We start from the raw sequence: 20,913 nt of genomic DNA, 5'->3' as shown, positions 1-20,913 counted from the left end.
AATTCTTATTTATTCTTCCAGATTTGATCCTAGATAAATGACTTAATCTTAAGCTCCAGACTACTCAATTTCTGAAATAGAGAGTGTCAAACAATAAGTACTTTTTTATCCGATGAATAAACAACAATTTATGTGGATGTTATTATAAAATAAAGAGGCCTAACTATCTGCCAATAGTTAGACCTGTGTTCACCTCGAAAAAAGAGTTTATTTAACAGTCACAGTGATACTACCGCTATTCACAGCACCGATAGCGGTAGTTGTGATGCTGTTGTTAATAGCAGTTTGAGTTCCTTCTGAAATAGCACTGACAGATGCATCAATAGCACCCGCATTATAGGCAATATTCGCTACACTATAATTGCTTAAAGTTTCATTGATTTACTCACTATAGTCAGTACTTAGTGTCGAACTCACAACTTCCGAGATATCTGAACTATCCGCAACCTCTGATAGCTCCTCTAGAGTTTCAGAATTATTAGTTGCACTCGTTACTTCACTGTAGTCGTAGTTATCCGTTGCATCTGATATGTCTGATACCACCTTATTGTAGCTACCCTGCTCAATACTGATACTACCTGTATTCGCGGCACCAATCGCAGTAGTTTCAATTGTACCTTCAATTGAACTAATGGCGTCTGGTGCTTCTCTTGTAGCTTCTGCAATTGCTTCTAGATCGACGCTTGCATCAACATTACCTGTATTTACTGCAAGATTCAAAGCAGAACCATTTTCAACCTGCTGAGAAATAGAATCCAGGGTAGCTATTAAACCTGTATCTACAGTGACGTCAGTAGGTGTTTCATCTCCTTGGGCGTATGCCATACCTGTACCAGACAGAAAGGCGACGGATAAAGCGATTGTTTTGATCGTATTTTTCATCGTTGTTCTTCCTACTTTTGTTTTGAAGTACCTCTCGCTAAGTACTCCTTCTTATAATGGGAGCGAGCCCATTTTTAAATATTTTTAATCACGCTGGGTGCTAGACCAGTAATTTTCGACCACATCAGGATTAACCTCCCATAGCGTTGTGGTTTTTTCATCTTCTTGTTCTTTATCAGCCTTTTCTTGAGTATCTTTTTCTTCATTTTTCTCATTTGAAGAAGGTGGACGCTGCTTCTTGCTGATATATTTAATCAAGTCCTGTTTACTCATTTCAGGCTCCGCTTCAGGGTTTTGAATCACCTCGGACTCTTTCTGTTTAGGCGGTTTTGTATCTTTGCTCGGGGAGTTGGTTGACTTATTTTTTTCATTGGATGAATCTGCTTGGCGTGATGCTGATTCCTGAACAGCGCTACTTGAAGCTGTACTATTTTGTTGCTGGTTTTTCTTGTATTTATGCAGAGCAACAGAACTGCGAGTTAAATTTAAACGGCCAAATTCAGGCGGTATCTGCGCACGGCAACTTTCAAATACGGCGGGTGGGACAACCTGACTCAGCAATTCAAAAGTGGCCAGATTCAACATTTGCCGCAAGGCAAAGTGGTGGTGTTTCAAAAAGTATGCTGGCGTTAAACAAATCCGTTATTAAGGTAAAAGAAAGTCAAATCAAAGGCTTTAAAATGATTTTCGAGCTTTTTAGAAAAGTTGCAACTTCTCCTAAATCCACGCCTGATTCGATGACGAATTCTACAGTTGTTACCTTCAATACCGACGGTAAAAAACTTACCGATCACTTGCTTGCAACATTGAAATGCTGTGATAAAACTATCCCAGTGATCACTCGCAATTCCAGCATATTGAACCCCAAGCTTTTTAAGTCTAGCTTTAAGACGTTGAACCGTTGCTAAATCCCGCTTACCCCAAACATAAGCAACAACTTCTCCAGATTCTCGATGGTAGGCATAAATAAGCCATTGTTTATTTTTCTTATTCCCTACAAAAGTCCAAAGTTCATCGACTTCAAGACATTCGTAGTGGCTTTGTTTAGGCTGAATCTGATAGATCGATTCACTTAAGGTTCGTAATACCTTGCCAATGCTGATACGCTCGACTTCAGCAATATCTCTTACACCGCTTCCTCTGACCATTAAATGTAATATCTTGCCGGTAATACCTGAGTTACATCCTTGATAGCTTAATGCATGATCACCAATAAACTGACGTTTGCAATCTTTGCATTGATGGTTTTGTTTCCCATCTACTTTGATGCCATTTCTCTTTATATTGTTACTTAGACAGGTAGGACATTTGATTTGTAGCGTTATTTTCATACCTCTATTTTATCAAAAGCCATATTGTTTTTTTCAGCATACTTTTTGAAACACCACCGGCAAAGTTAGTTGCCTCTCGTTCTCCTTTTCCAATCTGAATATTTAAGAGTGTACGACCAGCGAATCTGCCTGCACTTAAGCCATAATCCTGTGCAGCAATTTGCTTCTGCAATGAAACATTGCCCACGACTTTACTGCTGCGGGTATCAGTCAAAGATAAATCCAGACCGACCATAATCCGGGTTTGACTATAATTCGGACCGACACCAGCGATCTGCATGTCAAAACCACCACCCGGAATAAAATCCAGACTGTTAATACTGCCTGTCACATAATAATCAGAAGCCTGGATTTGTCTTGGATCACGAATGCCCCACTTGGCTTCGCTTTCGATAATCCGGGGATCACGCCGGTTCATTAAGCTTACCCCCGCCTGAAACAAGGCAGATTGCACCATATCTCCCGCACCTTGGGTCACCATTTTTCCGCTACCACCATTGGTAACTACATCCTTACCGGTTTGATCCAGAATTGCCCCCACGGAGAAACTCACATCACTACGTAATTGTCCTTTTAGGCAGGATAAAGCCATATCAAAAGGGGTAAAAATATCGGTAATTGGGGGGCCTTGTACCAGGCTAACTGGCTTCTTGTTTGAGGGCGCTAAACCCGTGCAGCCTGTTAAAAAAGAGCTGAAAAGGACAGTGGCACTCACGAAAGATATATGTCTTCTGGTCGAGGAGAAATTCAACATTGTGATTCTCCTGGTCTGTTACTTAAATTAAGACAGCGCTGAGGATTTTGGTTGGTATTTGAATTGACTGGTGCTTCATTCAGCAACTCACTCGTAATATCGATACTGTTGTCTGTACCCTCTACATTGATATTATTGGTCGGGGTATTTACCGTACCGATGGAAGTGGTCGAAGTGCTATGAACGGTGGTTTTACCTAATCCAGAATAATAGTCGGACTCCTTAAGTTCGATTAGGTTCGCTTGAACTATATTCTCATTGGAACGGGCACTGGATGATTTCCAACGCTGAGTCCACTCATCAGAGGTGGCATAAGCGTTACTTAGAAAACACAAACATAATAAACCCAGATTGATAACTAATATTCTCATAATCTTAATATCCTCTGACTTAAGATATTTATTTAATTTTTCGTTTAAGTAAGATTAAATTTATCTGAAAAATATTAAATCACATAAAATTATAAAATGTAGAAAATATCCCTATTCACATATTTTTTTGTTTTAATTAAAAATATAAATTATTGTTTTTAATTAATAAATAAAAATTTGTTTATTATTTGTGATTTGTAAGAAATCATTATATAAAATTTTTTTGAATATAATATTCATATAAAAAACTTGATTAAAATAATATATTTTTTATATTGGCAATAATCAAAAATTTATCTAATAAAGATTAGAATTATTATACTTTTTATATTTTAAAAGTCGTAAATTTTTATTTTATTAGAACTTCTATTTAACAAGGATAAATGTCAAGATTTATTTAAAATATAATTAATCAATTACAATGAAGGTGACTTATAAAGAAACGGCTTTGTTGCACAAACCTAGCATCAAAAGCTTATTCAGCAATATAATTTCAAAATGAATAAGCCTGCCTCTAAAATCTACCGTACAACCAATTGGTCATCCTATAACCGAGCCTTAATTAACCGAGGTAATATTTCCATTTGGTTTGATCCAAAGACTCAGTGGTATGCACAATCACAAGGCAAGCAAGGTCGAAATCAAACCTACTCCGATACAGCGATTCAATGCTGCTTAATGATCAAATTACTATTCCGACTCTCTTTACGTATGGTCACAGGTTTTGTTCAAAGTCTGATTAAACTCTCTGGATTAGATTGGACAGCTCCGGATTATTCCACCCTTTGTCGTAGACAAAAGCATATTGATATTGCGATTAGCTATCAAAAAAGTAGTGATGGACTGCATCTACTCGTAGACTCTACTGGTTTGAAGTTTCTTGGTGAAGGTGAATGGAAACGCAAGAAACATGGGGCTGAATATCGTCGCCAATGGCGTAAGCTTCACATTGCTATAGATGCTAAAACCCTGCAAATACGTGCAGTACAACTCACCACAAATAATGTCAGTGATTCTCAAGTACTCGAAGATTTACTTGCTCAAATTCCCTTGGATGAACCAATTGATTCTGTTTATACAGATGGTGCTTATGACACAAAGCACTGCCGACAAGTCATTTTAGATCGAGATGCACATGCGATCATTCCACCTAGAAAGAATGCAAAGCCTTGGAAGGATCAGCAAGCGAGGTCTATAGAGCGGAACGAATTATTAAAGACAGTCAAACGGCTAGGCAGATCGCTTTGGAAAAAGTGGTCTGGTTATCACCGTCGAAGTTTGGTTGAAACCAAGATGCATTGCATCAAATTATTAGGCGATAAATTAACAGCGCGGAGTTTTCCAAGTCAGGTGAATGAGATCCATGCACGCATGGCAGTCTTGAATAAATTCACAGAATTAGGTCGCCCTCATACCCAAGTTGTCTCTTAAATTTGAGTAGCTTAAGGGAACTCAGCCTTTCAAACCTTTATGCAACAAAGCCTAAAGAAACGCCAATATTCAGGTGTATTTTGGCAGAAAAATTTTAATAGCCCTGATAAGAACTCGTTTGCATATTTTTCGACTTCCCTTCCTTTTTCATCTTAACTCCAGAAATAGTCTTTCTAAGAGCTAAGAGCTAAGAGCGAAGAGCGAAGAGCGAAGAGCGAAGAGCGAAGAGCGAAGAGCGAAGAGCGAAGAGCGAAGAGCATAATATTTAGAATGATAAGAAAAGAACATTTCTGATGATCTTGAGATTTGCCATTTCCTCAATGGCAGGTTAAGAATTGCGTTAATCAACCAAGAAGGCATATATTTACAGCTGAAATACAATGTTTTAGCGTAAACTCAACTAGAATCAAGTGAGTATGCAATGTTTCTGATTTGCGAATTCAAAACTTATCTAGTGTGTTGTTGTATGTTATGAATAAGTGCTGATCAGGGCACACATCCTATTCCCGACAAACCTAAAACAAGCACATCTCAATCCTTGATGGAACAATCTATGCAATGTCCTAAATGTGGCTCAGCTGATATCGAACAGCGCGATCATGAACAGAATTTAAAGAAAATTGGCGGCATTCTCATGAGTTCAGCGGGTGCAACTGCAGGGACTGTGGGTGGCGCTGCTTCAGGTGCATCGATTGGCGCTGCAATTGGTACAGTAGCCGGACCTTTAGGTGTGATTGTCGGCGGAACCGTAGGCACTTTTGTCGGTGCAATCAGTGTCGGAATTACCGGCGGTGTGGTCGGTAATTTTCTGGGGAAAAAAGCCGGGGTTTCTGTCGACCGTAATCTGTTTCAGGATTATCAATGTCTGAAATGCAAATACAGATTTAGTCAAAAAGATCAAAAAGATCAAAAAGATCAAAAAGATCAAAAAGATCAAAAAGATCAAAAAGATCAAAAAGATCAAAAAGATCAAAAAGATCAAAAAGAAGCCTAATAAAATTCAGGAAATGAAGTTCATTCTTCATTTCCTGTGAGTGCTTGTCAGACTCGATTGAGTTTCAGTACCACTTCACCTAAACGCTTGCCTTGTACTTCACACAGAATTTTTTCATCCTGACTCAGGCCCTGATCATGCCGTGGGCCGCTGACATGACTAGCGCCATAAGGCGTACCACCAGTTTTGGTATTCGAGAGTGCCGGTGTTGAGTTACTAAGCCCCATGATCATCATGCCATGATGGAACAACGGCGGCAGCATGGTCAGCAAAGTACTTTCCTGTCCGCCATGCATGGAACCTGATGCCGTAAACACGCAAGCCGGTTTACCGTGTAGCGCTCCATTCAGCCACAGACTCGTGGTCTGATCCCAAAAATATTTCATTTCAGAGGCCATATTGCCAAAACGGGTCGGTGAACCAAGCGCCAGGCCGGCACATTGCGCCAGATCGTCCAGAGTACAGTAAATATCCCCTTCTGCCGGAATACTCGGTTCAGCGACTTTTACCATGCTGGATATATTTGGAACTGTCCTGATTTTTACTGCCACGCCTGCCGCTTCAATTCCATTGGCAATCAGATGCGCCATTTCTTTGGTTGAGCCATATTTGCTGTAATATAAAACAAGGACATAAGGTTGCATCATGGTTCTTATTCATTACTTAAAAAAATAAAACTATACGATACTTTGCAAGTTTTTTGGTTAAGCTGATGATGAAAATTCATGATGATTAAAAAAATTGAGATTGGATGCAGATGATTGTTAAGTATTTAAAGAAATTACCTTTCTATGAAAAACACTGGTTTCAATTTGTTTTATTTGTACTTCGACGCTTTGAAGCAGACCGCTGTCGCGAACAGGCAGGTTCCCTGACCTATACCACCCTGTTTGCGGTGGTGCCTATGCTGACGGTTTTTCTGGTAATTATCTCTTCCATTAAAGCCCTAGAACCTGCGCGGCAGCAATTACAGCAGCTGATTTATAGTAATTTTTTACCCAAAACCACCATTGCCTTTGATAAAGCCCTGAATGCCTTTACCGATAAATCCAGCAATCTCACCATCATTGGTATTCTGTTCTTATTTGTGACCACAGTATTGATGCTCAGCAGTATCGAAACGGTGTTTAACCGCATTTGGCGCGTGACTGAAACACGGGGCGGAATTATGGGCTTTATGCGTTACTGGACCATTATTTCGCTGGGGCCGATTTTACTCGGCAGTGCGTTTGTGATTTCCTCGACCGTGGCATCCATGAGCATTCTCAGCAATAACTTTGCCGGTTATGAGCTGGATGGTGCCTTTGTTCTCTGGGCGATTTCATTTTCTTTGACTGTACTCGGATTTTTCATTTTGAACTGGACCATCCCGAATCGTAGTGTACCGCTTAAATCTGCCTTTATTGCCGGTCTGTTTAGTGCCGTGGTGTTTGAGCTGCTGAAAAATCTGTTTGGCTATATCATGTCAAACTTTACCAGCTATGAGATCGTCTATGGTGCCTTCGCCGCCGTACCGATTTTCCTGCTCTGGATTTATCTGTCGTGGATCATTGTATTATTGGGGGTTGAAATCAGTTATGCCCTGACGGCGTTTGAATCTGGGCAGGACAATAAACGTCATCCGATCGTCATGCTGCTGGATCTGTTAGAACTCTTTTATAAAAAACAGAAAACCGGTGAAAGCATCAGTGAAGCACAAGCGCTTGAAGTGCTGGGCCGGGATGAAATTGGCCGCTGGCCGAGCTATGTCGCCATGTTTGAAAATCAGAATCTGATCAAACGCACCGATGAGAATGAATATGTACTGGTTCGTGATCTGGATCAGGTCAGCTTCTGGAATTTTTATCTGCAATTGCCTTATCCACTGCCACGCAAAAACCATCTCACCAATGCCCAGACTGATGACATCTGGATGCAAAATTTCTCACCTAGATTACAGGAAACTGATCAATATCTGGAAGAAAAACTCAATTTCCCATTGTCCGAACTGTTCCGACATAAATAAAAAAATCCTCTCGCTTGAGAGGATTTTTTTAACTGATAGCGGTAGATTTCCAGCAAACAATCGCACCCACGCTTACCAAGGCAGTCCCGATCCAGAAACTGAGTTCGGGTCTGACATCCAGAATCAGCATGGACATGACCGAAGAAAGAATCGGCATAAAGTAAGTGGCTAAGATCAGCACCTTGATATTGCCGAATTGCATACTCTGATTCCAGTTACTATAGGCGATGCCAATCAGACTACCCACCACTGCAATTCCCAGCCATAGCTTGAATGTGGGCATGATAAAAGGTTCGTTTAATCCTAAATGTAAGAACCATAAGCTAATTACAGCGACCAAAAAGAAAATCGGTACGCCATTCTGTCCGCGGCCGTAGGTTCTGGTCAGAACGCAATAGCAAGGCCATAACAAAGCGCCGAGAAAGGCAAAGCCATAGGCCTAAGGATTTTCAGCTAAAACCTGCATAAACTTCGGCAGATTAGTGATTTCTGGATTGACCACCAGCATCAGTCCTATTACGGCGAGCAGAAAGCCGGGAATCATCCAGAGGCGGGCCTGCAACTGCCGGGCAAAAATCGAAAAAACAATCATCAAGGGTGGCCACAGATAATTGATCATGGCAATCAGCATCACCTTTTCACGATTATCCGACCATGCCACGGCAACCAGAAATAGAATCTCATAAGCCACAAATAAAATCCCACAACCGAACAGATAGCGCTTGGACATTTGCGTGATTTTTGGAAAGCCGGTGAACGCCAAAATCGCCAGACTGCTAAAACTATAGATTAAGGCAATTCCTTGCACTGCACTGGTGGATTCAGTAATCAGTTTCACTACGGCGACCAGACTGGCCCAGATAAGAATGGAAGACAGGCCAATCCAGGTCGCTAAATTTACAGACCAGTTTTTCATACTTGCTCTTGAATAGTTTTATTGATATTCGGTTTTTTCAGCCATCCCTGTAAACTCACCAGAATCACGCCCAACATCACCATACAGGTGCCGATAATAAAATTGATTTCGATATGTTCATCCAGAATCAGCACCCCGAACAGCATGCCGAATACAGGGGTCAAAAAGGAAAATACCCCCAACCGTGATGCCAGATAATGTTTCAGCATCCAGAACCAGATCAGATAACTGGCAAAGGAAATCAGTACGGTATGAAAAATCAGACTGGAAATAGACAACACCGTCCATTGAATAGCTGCTTGCCCAGTCAGAACAGCTAGAGGCAATAACAGGATTCCACCCATCAATAATTGATAGAACAAAGTCTGGGTTGCAGGTGCTTCAGCCAGCCGGCTCAGACGTACACTGACTGTAGTGGCTGCCCAGAATACGCCGCCAAGCAAGGCCAGAAAATCTCCCCACAAGGCATCAGTCTGTAGACCTGACCCCGTTTGTGGACGTAACAGAAAACTGACTACAATTCCGCTAAAGGCGAGAAATATTCCGCCCCATTGCACAGCAGACAAACGCTCTGCCGGCAATTTCCAGTGCAAACCCAAAGCCACAAAAATCGGTGCGGTATAGAGTAAAACAATCGTATGCGAGGCTGAGGTATAACGCAGTGCCTCACCAATCAGATAGAATTCGGTTGCAAACAACACACCGACCAGCAATCCTGCAGGTAAATAGCGTGCATTCCACAGTTGACGGCGTACGCTTTGCTGAATCAAGGGATAAACCATCAGCGCAGACAAGGCTGAACGCAAGGCAATTTGCATCAGGGCTGAAATATCATTCGCGGCCCACTTCAGTACCACCTGTTGTAAACCCCACAACATACACAATACAAACATGATGGCAGATGCTTTGGCATCTAATGCCTGACGCTGGCTCACATACGGTCCTGTTGCTCATTTGGAAGGTACACTATAAAAGTGTCAGAAATAAAAGATATACTTCAAAACAGACAAATGATGGTGTTATTCAGGCAATTTCGGTGATGCATAAAAAAATCCAAGCAGATTCAGCTTCGCTCAAGCAACTTCCGACCCATGATCTGATTAAAGCACCTCTGTGGATCAGCTTCAGGGAGGATCCTGCGCAATCTATTTATCCGCTACATGGCCATGCCTGGGGAGAATTTGTCTATGCTTTTCATGGAGTGATGGAAGTGAATATTAATCATATAAATTATGTGACGCCTTCACCTCACGGCATCTGGCTCCCACCGAATTTAGAGCATCGTGGTCTGAACCGTACCGCAGTTTCTCATGGCACTCTGTATGTGCATGAATCACTTTGTAGCCAACTGCCCACTCAACCGGGCATCCTGCTCAGCGCCCCCTTGGTCACTGCTTTATTTACCCACCTGAAACAACTACATCAGCAAGACCATCCAGCATTCGAGGATTCAGCTGAATATCAACGTCTGCTACAGGTACTGCTCGATCAGCTCCAGCAAGCCCAACTGGTCAGCAGTTATCTACCGCATTCAGAACATGTACTGCTGAAACAGATTTTAGATTATTTACATCAGCATCCGGCAGATCAAAGCTCGCTGCAGCAACTGGCAGAACGCGTCAATTTAACCGAGCGGACGCTAGCCCGATACAGCCAGAAAGAACTGGGAATGTCACTGCATGAATGGCGGCAACGCCTGAAAGTGATGCAGGCCATGTCTTTATTAAATGCAGCGCATAGTGTCGAGAGCATTGCCTTTGATCTGGGCTATGCCAATGCCTCAGCATTTATCAGCATGTTTAAACGCTGGATGGGAAGCACCCCAGATCAGTTTCGCAAGCGTTATACTGTTAATGATTAAAATTATGCATATGAAAAAGGAGCCAATAGGCTCCTTTGATTCAAAATCTTGGTTATTTCACAAAAGTCGTCCAGACATAATCCTGAGACTGCCCTTTGAGGGTCATTTTCAGTTGATCGCCTGAATGCAATGCCGCAACGCCTGCCGGGGTACCGGTCATCACCACATCCCCTTCTTCCAAAGTAAAGACCTGACTGATGTCAGCCAGCAAGGTCGCAATATCAAAAATCAATAAAGCGGTATTACCTTTTTGACGCAGCTCATCATTGACTTCAAGTGTGTAATGCACATCTTTCCAGTCAGTGACTACATCGGCGACAGGCACCCAGTCCGACAACAGACAAGAACCATCAAAGGCTTTGGCACGTTCCCAAGGCTGGCCTTTTTTCTTGAGATCATCCTGTAAATCACGCAAAGTTAAGTCCAGACCTAAAGTCACCGCACCCACAGCTTCAAGTGCTTTCAGAGGATCGCTTTCTTTGCTTAAAGTCCGGTCAATACGCAAGCTGAGTTCACATTCATAATGACAATTGCCCCATTCCGGATTCCATTCAATGCCTGCTTCGAGCGAACTTAAGGCACTCGGTGGCTTGATAAACAATACCGGACGATCAGGGATCGCATTGCCGAGTTCTTTGGCATGATCGGCATAACTGCGACCCACGCAAACGATTTTGGATGGACGTGTGCTCATGATCAAAACTTCCCTTTTCCTTTTATAGATATCTGAATTATTTTTTAAATGTATGCTCGAACATACTCTGTTCAGTGCCGTCCTTAAATGCACGCTTCGGCACAATAACCACGGTACGGTTTTTTAATTCCAGCATATAAGTCAGTTTACCGACAGCAAAATTCTGCACTTCGCTATATGGCACCAACTTACTATGATCATTATTAAAAATTTCCGCATAGTCCTGATACAAATCAATACCCTGTTCGCTTTTACCAAACTGATATTTAACAAACTGACGTTTAAACATCATCGGCAGGAACCAGTAACGCATAATACCTTGCAGGAGCAGAAAGAATGCGCCCAAAGCCACGTAATAACGTCCGACGCCATCAAAACCCATCGAGAAACCCCAGATGATGATCCCGATACTGACCAGAGGCGTCAGAAAACGTGAAATCTGCTTTTTACCAAACGTCGCCAGGGCAAAACCATCCTGAGATTCTTCTAAAGTCAGAAAATAACGGGTCGATAAAGTCGGTGCTGACTCAGTCATAGCATCACATCAAAAATAAAATCTTGCCCAATACTATACCAAAATATCCACAGCGCTTATGGCCTGTCGCATCAATTACATAACTTTGCTTTGGAAATATGTGCATTTGGTTTTAAATAAATAGCAATTAAAAAAAAATACACAACAGGATGTTGAATGAAAGGATTAAAGCAATGCATGCTCATCGGTGTTTGTTTGGCAGCTTCTGCTCCAGCACTGGCCAAGATTATTCCTTGGAATGCCGAACTGCCGAGCAGTCTGAGCGCTTATCAGGGCAATGCCCAGCAACTGGCAGAGTTAACCGGCGAGCGGATTCTGATTTATGCACATCCCTCATCTAAAACCCAGCTTCCGACCTTAAACAGCAATGCAGCCAGCAAGACACAGTTTTATAGTGCGGCTGTGATATTGCCGGTAGCTGAAGCTCAGGTTGAAAAATTGCTGCAACATTATCCGAATTATGTCGGTCTGTTTCCGACCTTAAAGTCGGCCAAGGTGCTGGAGCAGCAGGGTTCGATTCAGCAGGTTAAATATCAGGTTCATATCCCGACCCCGATTCCAGTCTTGAACTTTAAAGAAACCGTAGTGATGCAGCATCATCTGGGTGAAAACAGCATCAGCACCTTAATTATTGATGCGCCAATTCTCTATGGTGCAGGAAAACTGGAGTGGTTTGCACTGGGTCCGCATAGAACGCTGGTGACTGTCACCCAATGGGGCGACCTGAACCAGCCCAAAGGCTTTTTATTCAGTAAAATCCTGAATGCGCTACCTGAAGCCAAACTCGGCATTCCGCCGAGTACCAATGCATTTCTGCTGGAAGCACTACAACAACGCTTTAAAATCGAGCATACAGCAGCACTAGCAACTCCGATTCCGCAACTTAGATTCAACCCTCAACAGCTACAAAAAATTGCCCAGATCAGCCAAAAGTCTGGTCAACCGGTCAGTTTCATTTTGCCGAACTATCAGATTAAAGAAGGAAAAGTCTCAGAAAATTTAAGATTTAGCAGCACCTATCAATATTTTGCGCATCCGGTCAAAAAATTGCGGCCATGGTTGGCTGCTGAAGCGACGCAGCAACTTTTCCCCCGGCAGATCAAGAAAGTCGAACTGAATCCGGTCAATACTCAGAATATAGATGCCAACTATAAGGTGTCGGTGGGTTTGGGCGTGATTCAGATCCCGTTTAATTTTAAGATGCATTTTTACCAACCTGATTCCCTGCAAAACCAGTTCAATGCCAATGGCGGTGACTTGAAGTTTGTGAAAGGTGGTATGCGCTTATTGCCGCAGTCACAAGGTACCTTATTTCAAATCACCAGCAGTATGAAAATTCACGATCAGGCGCCGTTCTTATTAAGAGCCATGCGTAGCATGCCCTATCATGATATTTTACCAGCAGTGGGTGGTAATACCGTTTATGCACTGAAAGTGCAGCAAAAATTAAGATGAGCAGGAAGCAGAGAGTTATTGGTTTTTTATATGAAAAATAGTTAAAAATCACAGACGTAAAAAAACCGCATCAACGTGCGGTTTTTTCAGAATTCTTATCAAGATTGGTGCGCTCAGAGAGATTCGAACTCCCGACCCCTTAGTTCGTAGCCAAGTGCTCTATCCAGCTGAGCTATGAGCGCGACGTCTTGACGGGGTGCATTATACGAGCTTTTTCAGTCTTGTTAAGTGTTTTTTAATAAAATCACAACTGAATGTACAGTAATTAAACGATGTATCAAAATTTATAGTTTTCTGCTGAAAATTTCTGCGGATTTAGAGCTAAAAACACTTAATTAATTCAATCAAGAGGCTTGTATTTTCCAAAAATTCCATCACTACGCAATGGGTCAGCCTTAAGTATTCTTAACCAGGTATTCAGCCAGAATAGAATTCAAATATAAAACGACCATCATCCTTGTACACTTTATCACTCGCCTATTGTTCCAGTCTTTACTTCTCCTGCCCTTTGATAATGCGTAAACACAATACCATTTGAGCTGGCCAGATGATCTATCAATTGAAAAGCGGCGGGTATTGATTCATGGCTAAACAGGCGTTTGCCAACACCGAGTATAATTGGAAAAGTCAGCAGACGAAGTTCGTCCACAAGCTCATATTTGAAAAGTGTCTGTACGACTGCAGCACTACCATACACGCGAATATCCCCCTCTCCCGATGCTTTAAGATTGATTATCTCATCAATGCTTTTCAGAAAAAGGGTATTTTACCAGTCGGAATGCTCCAGACTAGTAGAAAGAATATATTTATTGACGTCATTGATTCCCGGCCAGTCTTCAGCATGTGTGGGCCAGTAAGATTCAAAAATCTGAAAAGTATTTTTTCCTAAAAGAATATCGGAGGGCTGCATCCATTTTTGCATGATGACATCAAATGCCGGATCAGGTTCCGCATTAAAATACGGTGCCACCCAGCCACCATATTGAAAACCACCAAATAGATCTTCTTTCGGGCCGCCGGGCCCCTGCATCACGCCATCGAGGGTCAAAAATTCCTGGACAATGATTTTTCTCATCACGACTGCCTTTATTTTTATTCACTCGCCTGAGACTTATTTTTAGCACGTGTTGTCTGGTGTTTCTGTAAATTTTAGGCACAAAAAAACCGCAACATGTGCGGTTAATTGTTCAAGTTGGTGCGCTCAGAGAGATTCGAACTCCCGACCCCTTAGTTCGTAGCCAAGTGCTCTATCCAGCTGAGCTATGAGCGCGTAACTTGTGTGCCTAGGTTGGCGATACGTTTTTCTACTTAACTTACTTGGTGCGCTCAGAGAGATTCGAACTCCCGACCCCTTAGTTCGTAGCCAAGTGCTCTATCCAGCTGAGCTATGAGCGCGCGACATAAGTAAGCGTGGCGGTGAGAGAGGGATTCGAACCCTCGATACAGTTACCCGTATGCGTCCTTAGCAGGGACGTGGTTTCAGCCACTCACCCATCTCACCGTAACGTGCGGCCATAATACAAATTTCGGCATGGCACTGCAAGCGCAGCATCAAAAAAAAGTGCATATTTTTGCTCGTTTAAATACTTTTTAAGCAATTCCTCGATTTTTCGTGCATTTTGATAGCAAAAAAACTGCATAAATTTCCAGTTATCGAAAATTAACAGAAAATTGAAAACTTAAATGGATTATTGCAATCATTTACGTGCAGTCTGCGCATACATGTTTTATGCTAAACCTATCTCCTAAGATAAATTTAAAGACATGATGAAAAACTGGGTCGATCCTGAAGCAAAAGCTGAAGCTGAACGTTATGACAACCCTATCCCTAGCCGCACGCTCATTTTAGAAACCATCGAAAAGAACAATGCCCAGTCCCATGCAGACCTGGTCGAACATTTTGAAATTGCAGATCAAAAAAGTATTGATGCCCTAAGCCATCGTTTAATTGCGATGGTGCGTGACGGGCAACTGATGAAAGACGGCTACAAGTTTCAGATTGCCGTCGAGCAACCTGAATCCGAAGCGACGGTTTATATCAGTTCCCGGGGGATGGGAACTGCCAACATTTCCGGCCAGGACGACTTATTATTGGCTGAGCGTGAACTGCGCCTGGTCTTTAATGGTGACCGCGTTAAAGTGCGTCAGACTTCGGTAGACCGTAAAGGTAAAGCCTGGGGCTATATTACTGAAGTTGTGCAGCATCGTGTCAAACAGATCATTGGTAAAGTGTCAGAATATGATGGTGAATACTTTATCCAGCCAGCCAACCCAAATGCGCATCAGCCAATCACCCTTGAAAAAGAACTGATCGAACATGCCCAGGCTAATCTGGGTGACTCTATTCGTGTGGCGATTGATACCTATCCGACCCGTGAAGAATTCGCGACGGGACATATTGTGCAGTCCATGGCGGACAAGGCCGATACTGAAATCATCATTCCACAAACCATTTTAGAATATGGTTTGCCGTATGAATTTCCGGAAGAAGTGGTTAAAGAAGCCGAGAGCTTTAAAGAGCCAACGGCCAAAGACCGTGAAGGCCGTATTGATCTGCGTGATTTAGCCCTGGTCACCATTGATGGTGAAGATGCACGTGACTTTGATGATGCCGTTTATGCTGAAAAACGCCCTGGCGGTGGTTATCGCGTGGTCGTGGCGATTGCCGATGTCAGCCATTATGTACGTCCAGGCAAACCGCTAGATGATGAAGCGCAGGAACGCGGGACGTCAGTCTACTTTCCGCACTTTGTTTTACCGATGCTGCCTGAAGCATTGTCGAATGGTCTGTGCTCTTTAAATCCGAACGTTGACCGCCTATGTATGGTCTGTGATTTAAAACTGTCACGTGCTGGCCGAGTCACCGGTTTTGAGTTCTATCCGTCTGTCATGCATTCCAAGGCACGTTTGACCTATGATCAGGTTGCTCAGTATCTGGAAGGCGACAGCCAGGCGATTACCGAAGATCGCGAAGTTCGCAAGTCGATCAACACCCTGTTCCAGCTGTATCAAGTTCTTAAAAGTTTACGTGCTGAACGTCATGCCATGGAATTTGAAACTGTTGAAACTTACATGACCTTCGACGAACTGGGTGGAATTAAAGAAATTCTGCCGCGTACCCGTAATGATGCGCATAAGCTGATTGAAGAATGTATGTTGCTGGCCAACGTGGCAGCCGCAGAATATGCATTGAAAAATGAAATGCCGATGCTTTACCGCGTGCATGAGCCACCTGAGTTCTCGCGTATCCAGAAAGTTCGTGACTTCGTCAAGCTGCTGGGTTTGAATTTCCCGGAACAGCCGACTCAGAAAGATTATCAGGCGGTGATTGAAGCGACCAAAGAACGGATTGATGCACCAAGCATTCATGCGGTGTTATTACGCTCCATGATGCAGGCTTACTATGGTGCGAGTAATGCAGGCCATTATGGTCTGGCTTATGAAGCCTATACACATTTCACTTCACCAATTCGCCGTTATCCGGATCTGTTATTGCATCGTGCAATCAAAGCACATTTAAATAACAAGCCATCTCCGCTGTCAGGTGGTGCTTTAGATGAGGCTGGTGACCATTTCTCTGCCACAGAACGTCGTGCAGATGAAGCATCACGCTCGGTCACGACCTGGTTGAAATGCCATTATATGCAGCAGCATCTGGGCGAAGAATTTGTCGGCATTATCAGTGCGACGGCAGAATTCGGTTTGTTCGTGACGCTAAAAGACCTTTATGTCGATGGTATGGTGCATGTCAGCCAGCTAGGTGATGACTTCTTTGTCTTTGATCAAAGTAGCCAGAATCTGATCGGCCAGAACCGTGGTCAGGTCTTTGGTCTGGGCGATGAAGTCAAAATCAAGGTTGCCGGCGTCAATCTGGAAGAACGCAAGATCGACTTTGAACTGGTGCAACAACTCAGTCATGCCGGCCGTGCAGTTCGTGCCCGTGCACCGCGCGTGAGTGAGAAAAAACCAGTATCACGTCCAGCAGCAACCGAAGAAGTGTTCGGCAACAATGAACGTGAATCTAAATCCAACTTGAGCGCTGATGGAGAACAGCCCATACGACGCAAAAAAGGAAAAGGAAAACCCAGCTCTTACAGTAAAAAGTCTGCTAAACCATCTGCAGGAAAGTCTGAAGCAAAGGTTAAAGATAAAGTAAAGAAAAAGGCCAAGGTCAAAAAGAAAAAGTCGAATGCAAAAGCCAAGACTGAATAATTTTTGACAGTTTAAAAAGAGCGCTATGGCGCTCTTTTTTATTTATAATCAAGATACTAACTAGAAATAAAAAAGGAATTATAAATTGGAAGTTATTAATATTCTAACATTAATCATTTCTCTTATGGCTCTGCTCGTAACCTATGCAGTATTTAAGTCCGATCAGCAACCACAAATTATTATTTTTGCTACCCCTCATTATGGGAAAGAATCCGTAATCCAACTTCATGTTAAAAATATTGGAAAGTCCATCGCTCATAATGTAAAAATATCTAGTGATCGACCGATCCCTCGCGCGGCATTTGGAATTGAAAAATTAAATTCTGAAAAACAAGATTTTGAAACTGGTATTTTTAAAAATGGAGTCAAAGTATTCCCACCAAATCAGAGCTATATATACGATTGGGGGCAATATGGGGGCTTAAAAGATTCATTAGATAATTCCCCTATAACATTCACTATTACATATTTGTATAAACACCCTTTGAATCTTTGGAAAACAAAAATCACTGACATCTCTACAATTGATATAAATGAATTAGAATCACTTCCAGCATCCAATGGAGGATTATTAGAACAATTAAAAAATATCAATAAATCATTAACAACCTTAAATCAAAAGATCGAGAAAAAACTGTAGATAGCTTGATTTCCTAGCTCATAACCCCTACATCTAGATTTAACATAGGAAATAAATCGGCAGACCGACATGACTTTAGAAAAGGCAACTTTGCCTGTTCCACAATTTGATCAGATTACGCTGGCTGAGCTAAAACAAAAAATTGAAAGCTGTATCGCTGAAGGGCAAAAGTTCCTGAATGACCTCACCGAAACGCCTACTACAGTACAGGAGCAGCTGACTACTCTGGAACATGTCGACACGCTTGAAAACAATATGAGTGAGTCTTGGGGCATCTTGTCACATTTAAATGCCGTGATGAACAATGCCGAAACCCGTGATGTCTACCAAGCACTTTTACCGGGTCTTAGCGAATATTATACGCAACTGGGTCAACATACGGCGCTGTATCAGACCTATCAGCATATTTATGATGCGTCGATTTATAGTGAACTGCCGGCAGCGCAGCAAAGCGCCATTAAACTGGCCTTACGTGACTTTAAATTATCTGGGGTGGCGTTAGAGGGTGAAGCGAAAAAACGTTATGCGGAAATTTCGGCACGTCTGTCCCAATTATCTTCCGACTTCTCCAACCATGTGCTAGATGCGACTCAGGCCTATTTCAGACCGCTGAATGAAGATGAGTTAGCGGGTCTATCTTCAAATAATATTGAGCTGTTAAAACAATATGGTCAGCAACGTGAGCTGGATCAACCGGTGGCTACGCTGGATTTCCCGTCTTATCTGGCGATCATGACCCATTCAGAAAATCGCCCTCTGCGTGAAGAACTCTATAAAGCTTATACCACGCGTGCGTCAGATCAGGCTGAACAGAGCGAGTTTGACAATACTGCACTGATCGAAGAAATTCTCAGTTTGCGTCTGGAAATGGCAAAACTGCTTGGCTTTAATAATTATGCGGAATTGTCCTTAGCCAGCAAAATGGCACCAAGTGTAGAGGCCGTAGACGAATTCTTGCGTGATCTGGCAGAGCATGCCCGCGCGCCAGCAGAGAAAGAAATTGCAGAACTGAAAGCGATTGCTGCTGAAGATGGCATCCGTGATCTGCAACCGTGGGACAGTGGCTATTATTCTGAAAAGCTGAAAATGCAGCAATTTAATTTGTCACAGGAAGTGCTTAAACCTTACTTCCCTGCACCAAAAATCCTGCAAGGCCTGTTCAGTATTGTCAATCGCCTGTATGGCATTCAAGTCATTGAACGTGAAGCGCCTGTCTGGCATCCAGATGCACGTTATTTTGAACTAGAAGATCAGGGTCAGGTGATTGGCGGTTTCTATTTTGACCTGTATGCACGTCAAGGCAAACGTGGCGGTGCATGGATGAGCGGTTTCCGTTCCCGTATGCAGACCAGTGATGGCCTGCAAAAACCGATTTGCTATATGGTCGGTAACTTTACTCCACCTGTCGGCAATCGCCCTGCACTGCTGACCCATGATGAAGTCATCACCTTGTTCCATGAATTTGGTCATGGCCTGCATCATATGCTGACAGAAGTAGACAATATTGCCGTGGCAGGTACCCATGGCGTGGCGTGGGATGCGGTCGAGCTGCCAAGCCAATTTATGGAATTCTGGGCTTGGGATCAGGAAAGTCTGGATCTGCTCAGCGAGCACATAGAAACCCAAGAATCTTTGCCGGCTGAACTGCTGAAAGCCCTGCTGGATGCACGTTTCTTCCAGTCTGGCATGCAAACCCTGCGTCAGCTTGAATTTGCCCTGTTTGACCTGAGTATTCACCGAGCCAATCCGGCTTTAAATGCAGCACAGGTTCAGGCTACTTTGAATGAGATCCGTGAAAAATATGCGGTTCTACCGACCACCGACTATAACCGTTTCCAGCACAGCTTCAGTCATATTTTTGCCGGTGGTTATGCAGCGGGATATTATTCCTATAAATGGGCCGAAGTTTTGGCCAGTGATGCCTTCGACCGCTTTGAAGATGAAGGTATTTTTAATACCACTACCGGAAAGCAGTTTCGGGAAAATATCCTCGCAGTTGGCGGAAAAGACACAGCACTTGACGCATTTATCAATTTCCGCGGACGCGAGCCAAAAATAGATGCATTGCTGCGTCATCAAGGTTGGACGAACCCCTCTAAAAACGCTTAAACTAGCTTTTTAAGTTGATCACAAGGTGAGTATGATGACCATTAAACGTCGTTTCATTGCAGGCGCAAAATGTCCAAAATGTCAGGCGTTAGATCGCGTCGTCATGCTGACCTCTGGTGAAGATGAATGGATCGAATGTATTGAATGTGGTTATGAAGAAAATCGTCCCACACATGTTGATCAACCAGAAACACCAGCTGTTCCAGATGAAGTTGGCGTGATTCAGTTTAAACCTCGTTCAGTAAAATAAAAATCAAGGTTCAAGCTATGTCAGTAGAACAAAGAAATAACCCCAAACTTTTAATGGGGATTATGGGGGCTTTAGTTACTGTCGTTGCATTGGTATGGCTATATCAGTGGTTGAATGCCTCTTCCGGTGAAGCGGAACGCATACATCAGGAAGATATCGCGGCTGTTCCGGCAGCAAAACCTGCGGCGAAAACTGAAGAAGATACGGCGGCAGCGAAAGCACCTGAGACGATCGAAGCTAAAGCACTGGTATCAAATCAGCTGTTAGATGCACCAGTGCCGGAGAATGCCAGTTTGGCCAAAGAAGAAGTGGCTAAATTAGATGACATCCAAGTTCAGCTCAATGAACAAAAAGCCACACTGGATGCGCAGCATAGCGATGCCGACCAGTTGATTCAACTGAAAGAGGAACAGATCAAGTTACTTGAAGCACAACTTGCTCAAAGCCAGTAAATCTCGACAGCATTTCAGCTA

General features: G+C 42.9%; 16 protein-coding genes, 4 tRNA genes and 5 pseudogenes. 10 read left to right on the top strand and 15 right to left on the bottom strand.

All coding sequences use genetic code 11. The features are described from left to right. Positions 1–207: 207 nt before the first annotated feature. The 5 genes and pseudogenes from G4D73_RS11900 to G4D73_RS11880 form a co-directional block, all read right to left on the bottom strand. Positions 208–882, bottom strand: a pseudogene (locus tag G4D73_RS11900) (hypothetical protein). 84 nt (positions 883–966) lie between these two features. Continuing rightward, positions 967–1,485, bottom strand: a pseudogene (locus G4D73_RS11895) (HfaB protein); the annotation flags it as partial. A 26-nt stretch (positions 1,486–1,511) separates the two neighbouring features. Next, positions 1,512–2,213 carry an IS1 family transposase gene (locus G4D73_RS11890; RefSeq protein WP_005263793.1) on the bottom strand — a complete coding sequence of 234 codons (702 nt, stop codon included), beginning with the start codon at positions 2,211–2,213 and terminating at the stop codon, positions 1,512–1,514. A 58-nt stretch (positions 2,214–2,271) separates the two neighbouring features. Beyond that, positions 2,272–2,967: pseudogene (locus tag G4D73_RS11885) on the bottom strand (CsgG/HfaB family protein); the annotation flags it as partial. Continuing rightward, positions 2,961–3,338: a hypothetical protein gene (locus G4D73_RS11880; protein ID WP_213686837.1), complete on the bottom strand. Its 378-nt coding sequence runs from the start codon at positions 3,336–3,338 to the stop codon at positions 2,961–2,963. The pseudogene G4D73_RS11885 and the gene G4D73_RS11880, both read right to left, overlap by 7 nt. A 498-nt stretch (positions 3,339–3,836) precedes the next feature. On the opposite strand from G4D73_RS11880, the gene G4D73_RS11875 reads away from it, so the two are divergent. Together G4D73_RS11875 and G4D73_RS11870 are read left to right on the top strand one after the other, a co-directional pair. Further along, positions 3,837–4,769 (top strand): IS5 family transposase, encoded by a 933-nt coding sequence (locus G4D73_RS11875; RefSeq protein WP_005103080.1) that lies wholly within the window; start codon positions 3,837–3,839, stop codon positions 4,767–4,769. Positions 4,770–5,310: 541 nt separating this feature from the next. After that, positions 5,311–5,763: a hypothetical protein gene (locus tag G4D73_RS11870; protein ID WP_171488360.1), complete on the top strand. Its 453-nt coding sequence runs from the start codon at positions 5,311–5,313 to the stop codon at positions 5,761–5,763. A gap of 47 nt (positions 5,764–5,810) precedes the next feature. Here G4D73_RS11870 and wrbA read toward each other — a convergent pair whose 3' ends face one another. Continuing rightward, the gene (wrbA, locus tag G4D73_RS11865) at positions 5,811–6,407 is read right to left on the bottom strand and encodes an NAD(P)H:quinone oxidoreductase (RefSeq protein ID WP_034438516.1); all 597 of its coding nucleotides are present in this window, start codon (positions 6,405–6,407) and stop codon (positions 5,811–5,813) included. Positions 6,408–6,520: 113 nt separating this feature from the next. Here wrbA and G4D73_RS11860 point away from each other — a divergent pair, with 113 nt between their 5' ends. Beyond that, entirely contained in the window at positions 6,521–7,768 is a 1,248-nt protein-coding gene (locus tag G4D73_RS11860; protein ID WP_213687752.1) for a YihY family inner membrane protein, read from the top strand. 28 nt (positions 7,769–7,796) lie between these two features. On the opposite strand, the pseudogene yddG reads toward G4D73_RS11860, so the two are convergent. Together yddG and G4D73_RS11850 are read right to left on the bottom strand one after the other, a co-directional pair. Beyond that, a pseudogene (gene yddG / locus G4D73_RS11855) lies at positions 7,797–8,684 on the bottom strand (aromatic amino acid DMT transporter YddG). Continuing rightward, positions 8,681–9,619: a DMT family transporter gene (locus G4D73_RS11850; RefSeq protein WP_180086863.1), complete on the bottom strand. Its 939-nt coding sequence runs from the start codon at positions 9,617–9,619 to the stop codon at positions 8,681–8,683. The pseudogene yddG and the gene G4D73_RS11850 overlap by 4 nt, the downstream one beginning before the upstream one ends. 104 nt (positions 9,620–9,723) lie before the next feature. Between G4D73_RS11850 and G4D73_RS11845 the strand changes: the two genes are divergently transcribed. Next, positions 9,724–10,545 carry an AraC family transcriptional regulator gene (locus G4D73_RS11845; protein WP_213686836.1) on the top strand — a complete coding sequence of 274 codons (822 nt, stop codon included), beginning with the start codon at positions 9,724–9,726 and terminating at the stop codon, positions 10,543–10,545. Between the two features lie 52 nt (positions 10,546–10,597). Here G4D73_RS11845 and G4D73_RS11840 read toward each other — a convergent pair whose 3' ends face one another. Next, the gene (locus G4D73_RS11840; RefSeq protein WP_213686835.1) at positions 10,598–11,239 is read right to left on the bottom strand and encodes a fumarylacetoacetate hydrolase family protein; all 642 of its coding nucleotides are present in this window, start codon (positions 11,237–11,239) and stop codon (positions 10,598–10,600) included. A gap of 37 nt (positions 11,240–11,276) precedes the next feature. After that, positions 11,277–11,774: a YcxB family protein gene (locus G4D73_RS11835; RefSeq protein ID WP_213686834.1), complete on the bottom strand. Its 498-nt coding sequence runs from the start codon at positions 11,772–11,774 to the stop codon at positions 11,277–11,279. Between the two features lie 156 nt (positions 11,775–11,930). On the opposite strand from G4D73_RS11835, the gene G4D73_RS11830 reads away from it, so the two are divergent. Continuing rightward, on the top strand, positions 11,931–13,229 hold the full coding sequence (locus tag G4D73_RS11830) for an SRPBCC family protein (protein ID WP_213686833.1): 1,299 nt from the start codon (positions 11,931–11,933) through the stop codon (positions 13,227–13,229). Between the two features lie 105 nt (positions 13,230–13,334). On the opposite strand, the gene G4D73_RS11825 is transcribed toward G4D73_RS11830, so the two are convergent. From G4D73_RS11825 to G4D73_RS11805, 5 genes and pseudogenes are all read right to left on the bottom strand, one after another. Next, positions 13,335–13,411: transfer RNA gene (locus G4D73_RS11825), tRNA-Arg, on the bottom strand. Between the two features lie 287 nt (positions 13,412–13,698). Next, positions 13,699–14,304: pseudogene (locus G4D73_RS11820) on the bottom strand (dihydrofolate reductase family protein). Between the two features lie 118 nt (positions 14,305–14,422). Beyond that, positions 14,423–14,499 (bottom strand) — tRNA-Arg (locus tag G4D73_RS11815). 48 nt (positions 14,500–14,547) lie between these two features. Then, positions 14,548–14,624: transfer RNA gene (locus tag G4D73_RS11810), tRNA-Arg, on the bottom strand. 16 nt (positions 14,625–14,640) lie between these two features. Beyond that, positions 14,641–14,730, bottom strand: a tRNA-Ser gene (locus G4D73_RS11805). A gap of 263 nt (positions 14,731–14,993) precedes the next feature. On the opposite strand from G4D73_RS11805, the gene rnr reads away from it, so the two are divergent. The 5 genes from rnr (at position 14,994) to G4D73_RS11780 (ending at position 20,892) form a co-directional block, all read left to right on the top strand. Then, positions 14,994–17,441, top strand: a complete 2,448-nt coding sequence (rnr, locus tag G4D73_RS11800; protein ID WP_213686832.1) for a ribonuclease R — start codon at positions 14,994–14,996, stop codon at positions 17,439–17,441. An 85-nt stretch (positions 17,442–17,526) separates the two neighbouring features. Further along, the gene (locus tag G4D73_RS11795) at positions 17,527–18,081 is read left to right on the top strand and encodes a hypothetical protein (protein WP_004645074.1); all 555 of its coding nucleotides are present in this window, start codon (positions 17,527–17,529) and stop codon (positions 18,079–18,081) included. Positions 18,082–18,150: 69 nt separating this feature from the next. Then, on the top strand, positions 18,151–20,190 hold the full coding sequence (locus G4D73_RS11790; RefSeq protein ID WP_213686831.1) for a M3 family metallopeptidase: 2,040 nt from the start codon (positions 18,151–18,153) through the stop codon (positions 20,188–20,190). A 40-nt stretch (positions 20,191–20,230) separates the two neighbouring features. After that, positions 20,231–20,440, top strand: a complete 210-nt coding sequence (locus G4D73_RS11785; RefSeq protein WP_171054337.1) for a YheV family putative zinc ribbon protein — start codon at positions 20,231–20,233, stop codon at positions 20,438–20,440. Positions 20,441–20,457: 17 nt separating this feature from the next. After that, the gene (locus tag G4D73_RS11780) at positions 20,458–20,892 is read left to right on the top strand and encodes a hypothetical protein (RefSeq protein WP_213686830.1); all 435 of its coding nucleotides are present in this window, start codon (positions 20,458–20,460) and stop codon (positions 20,890–20,892) included. Positions 20,893–20,913 lie beyond the last annotated feature (21 nt).

Source organism: Acinetobacter sp. WY4, from assembly GCF_018438165.1.
Classification (GTDB): domain Bacteria; phylum Pseudomonadota; class Gammaproteobacteria; order Pseudomonadales; family Moraxellaceae; genus Acinetobacter.
This window is presented reverse-complemented; position numbering and strand designations above follow the sequence as displayed.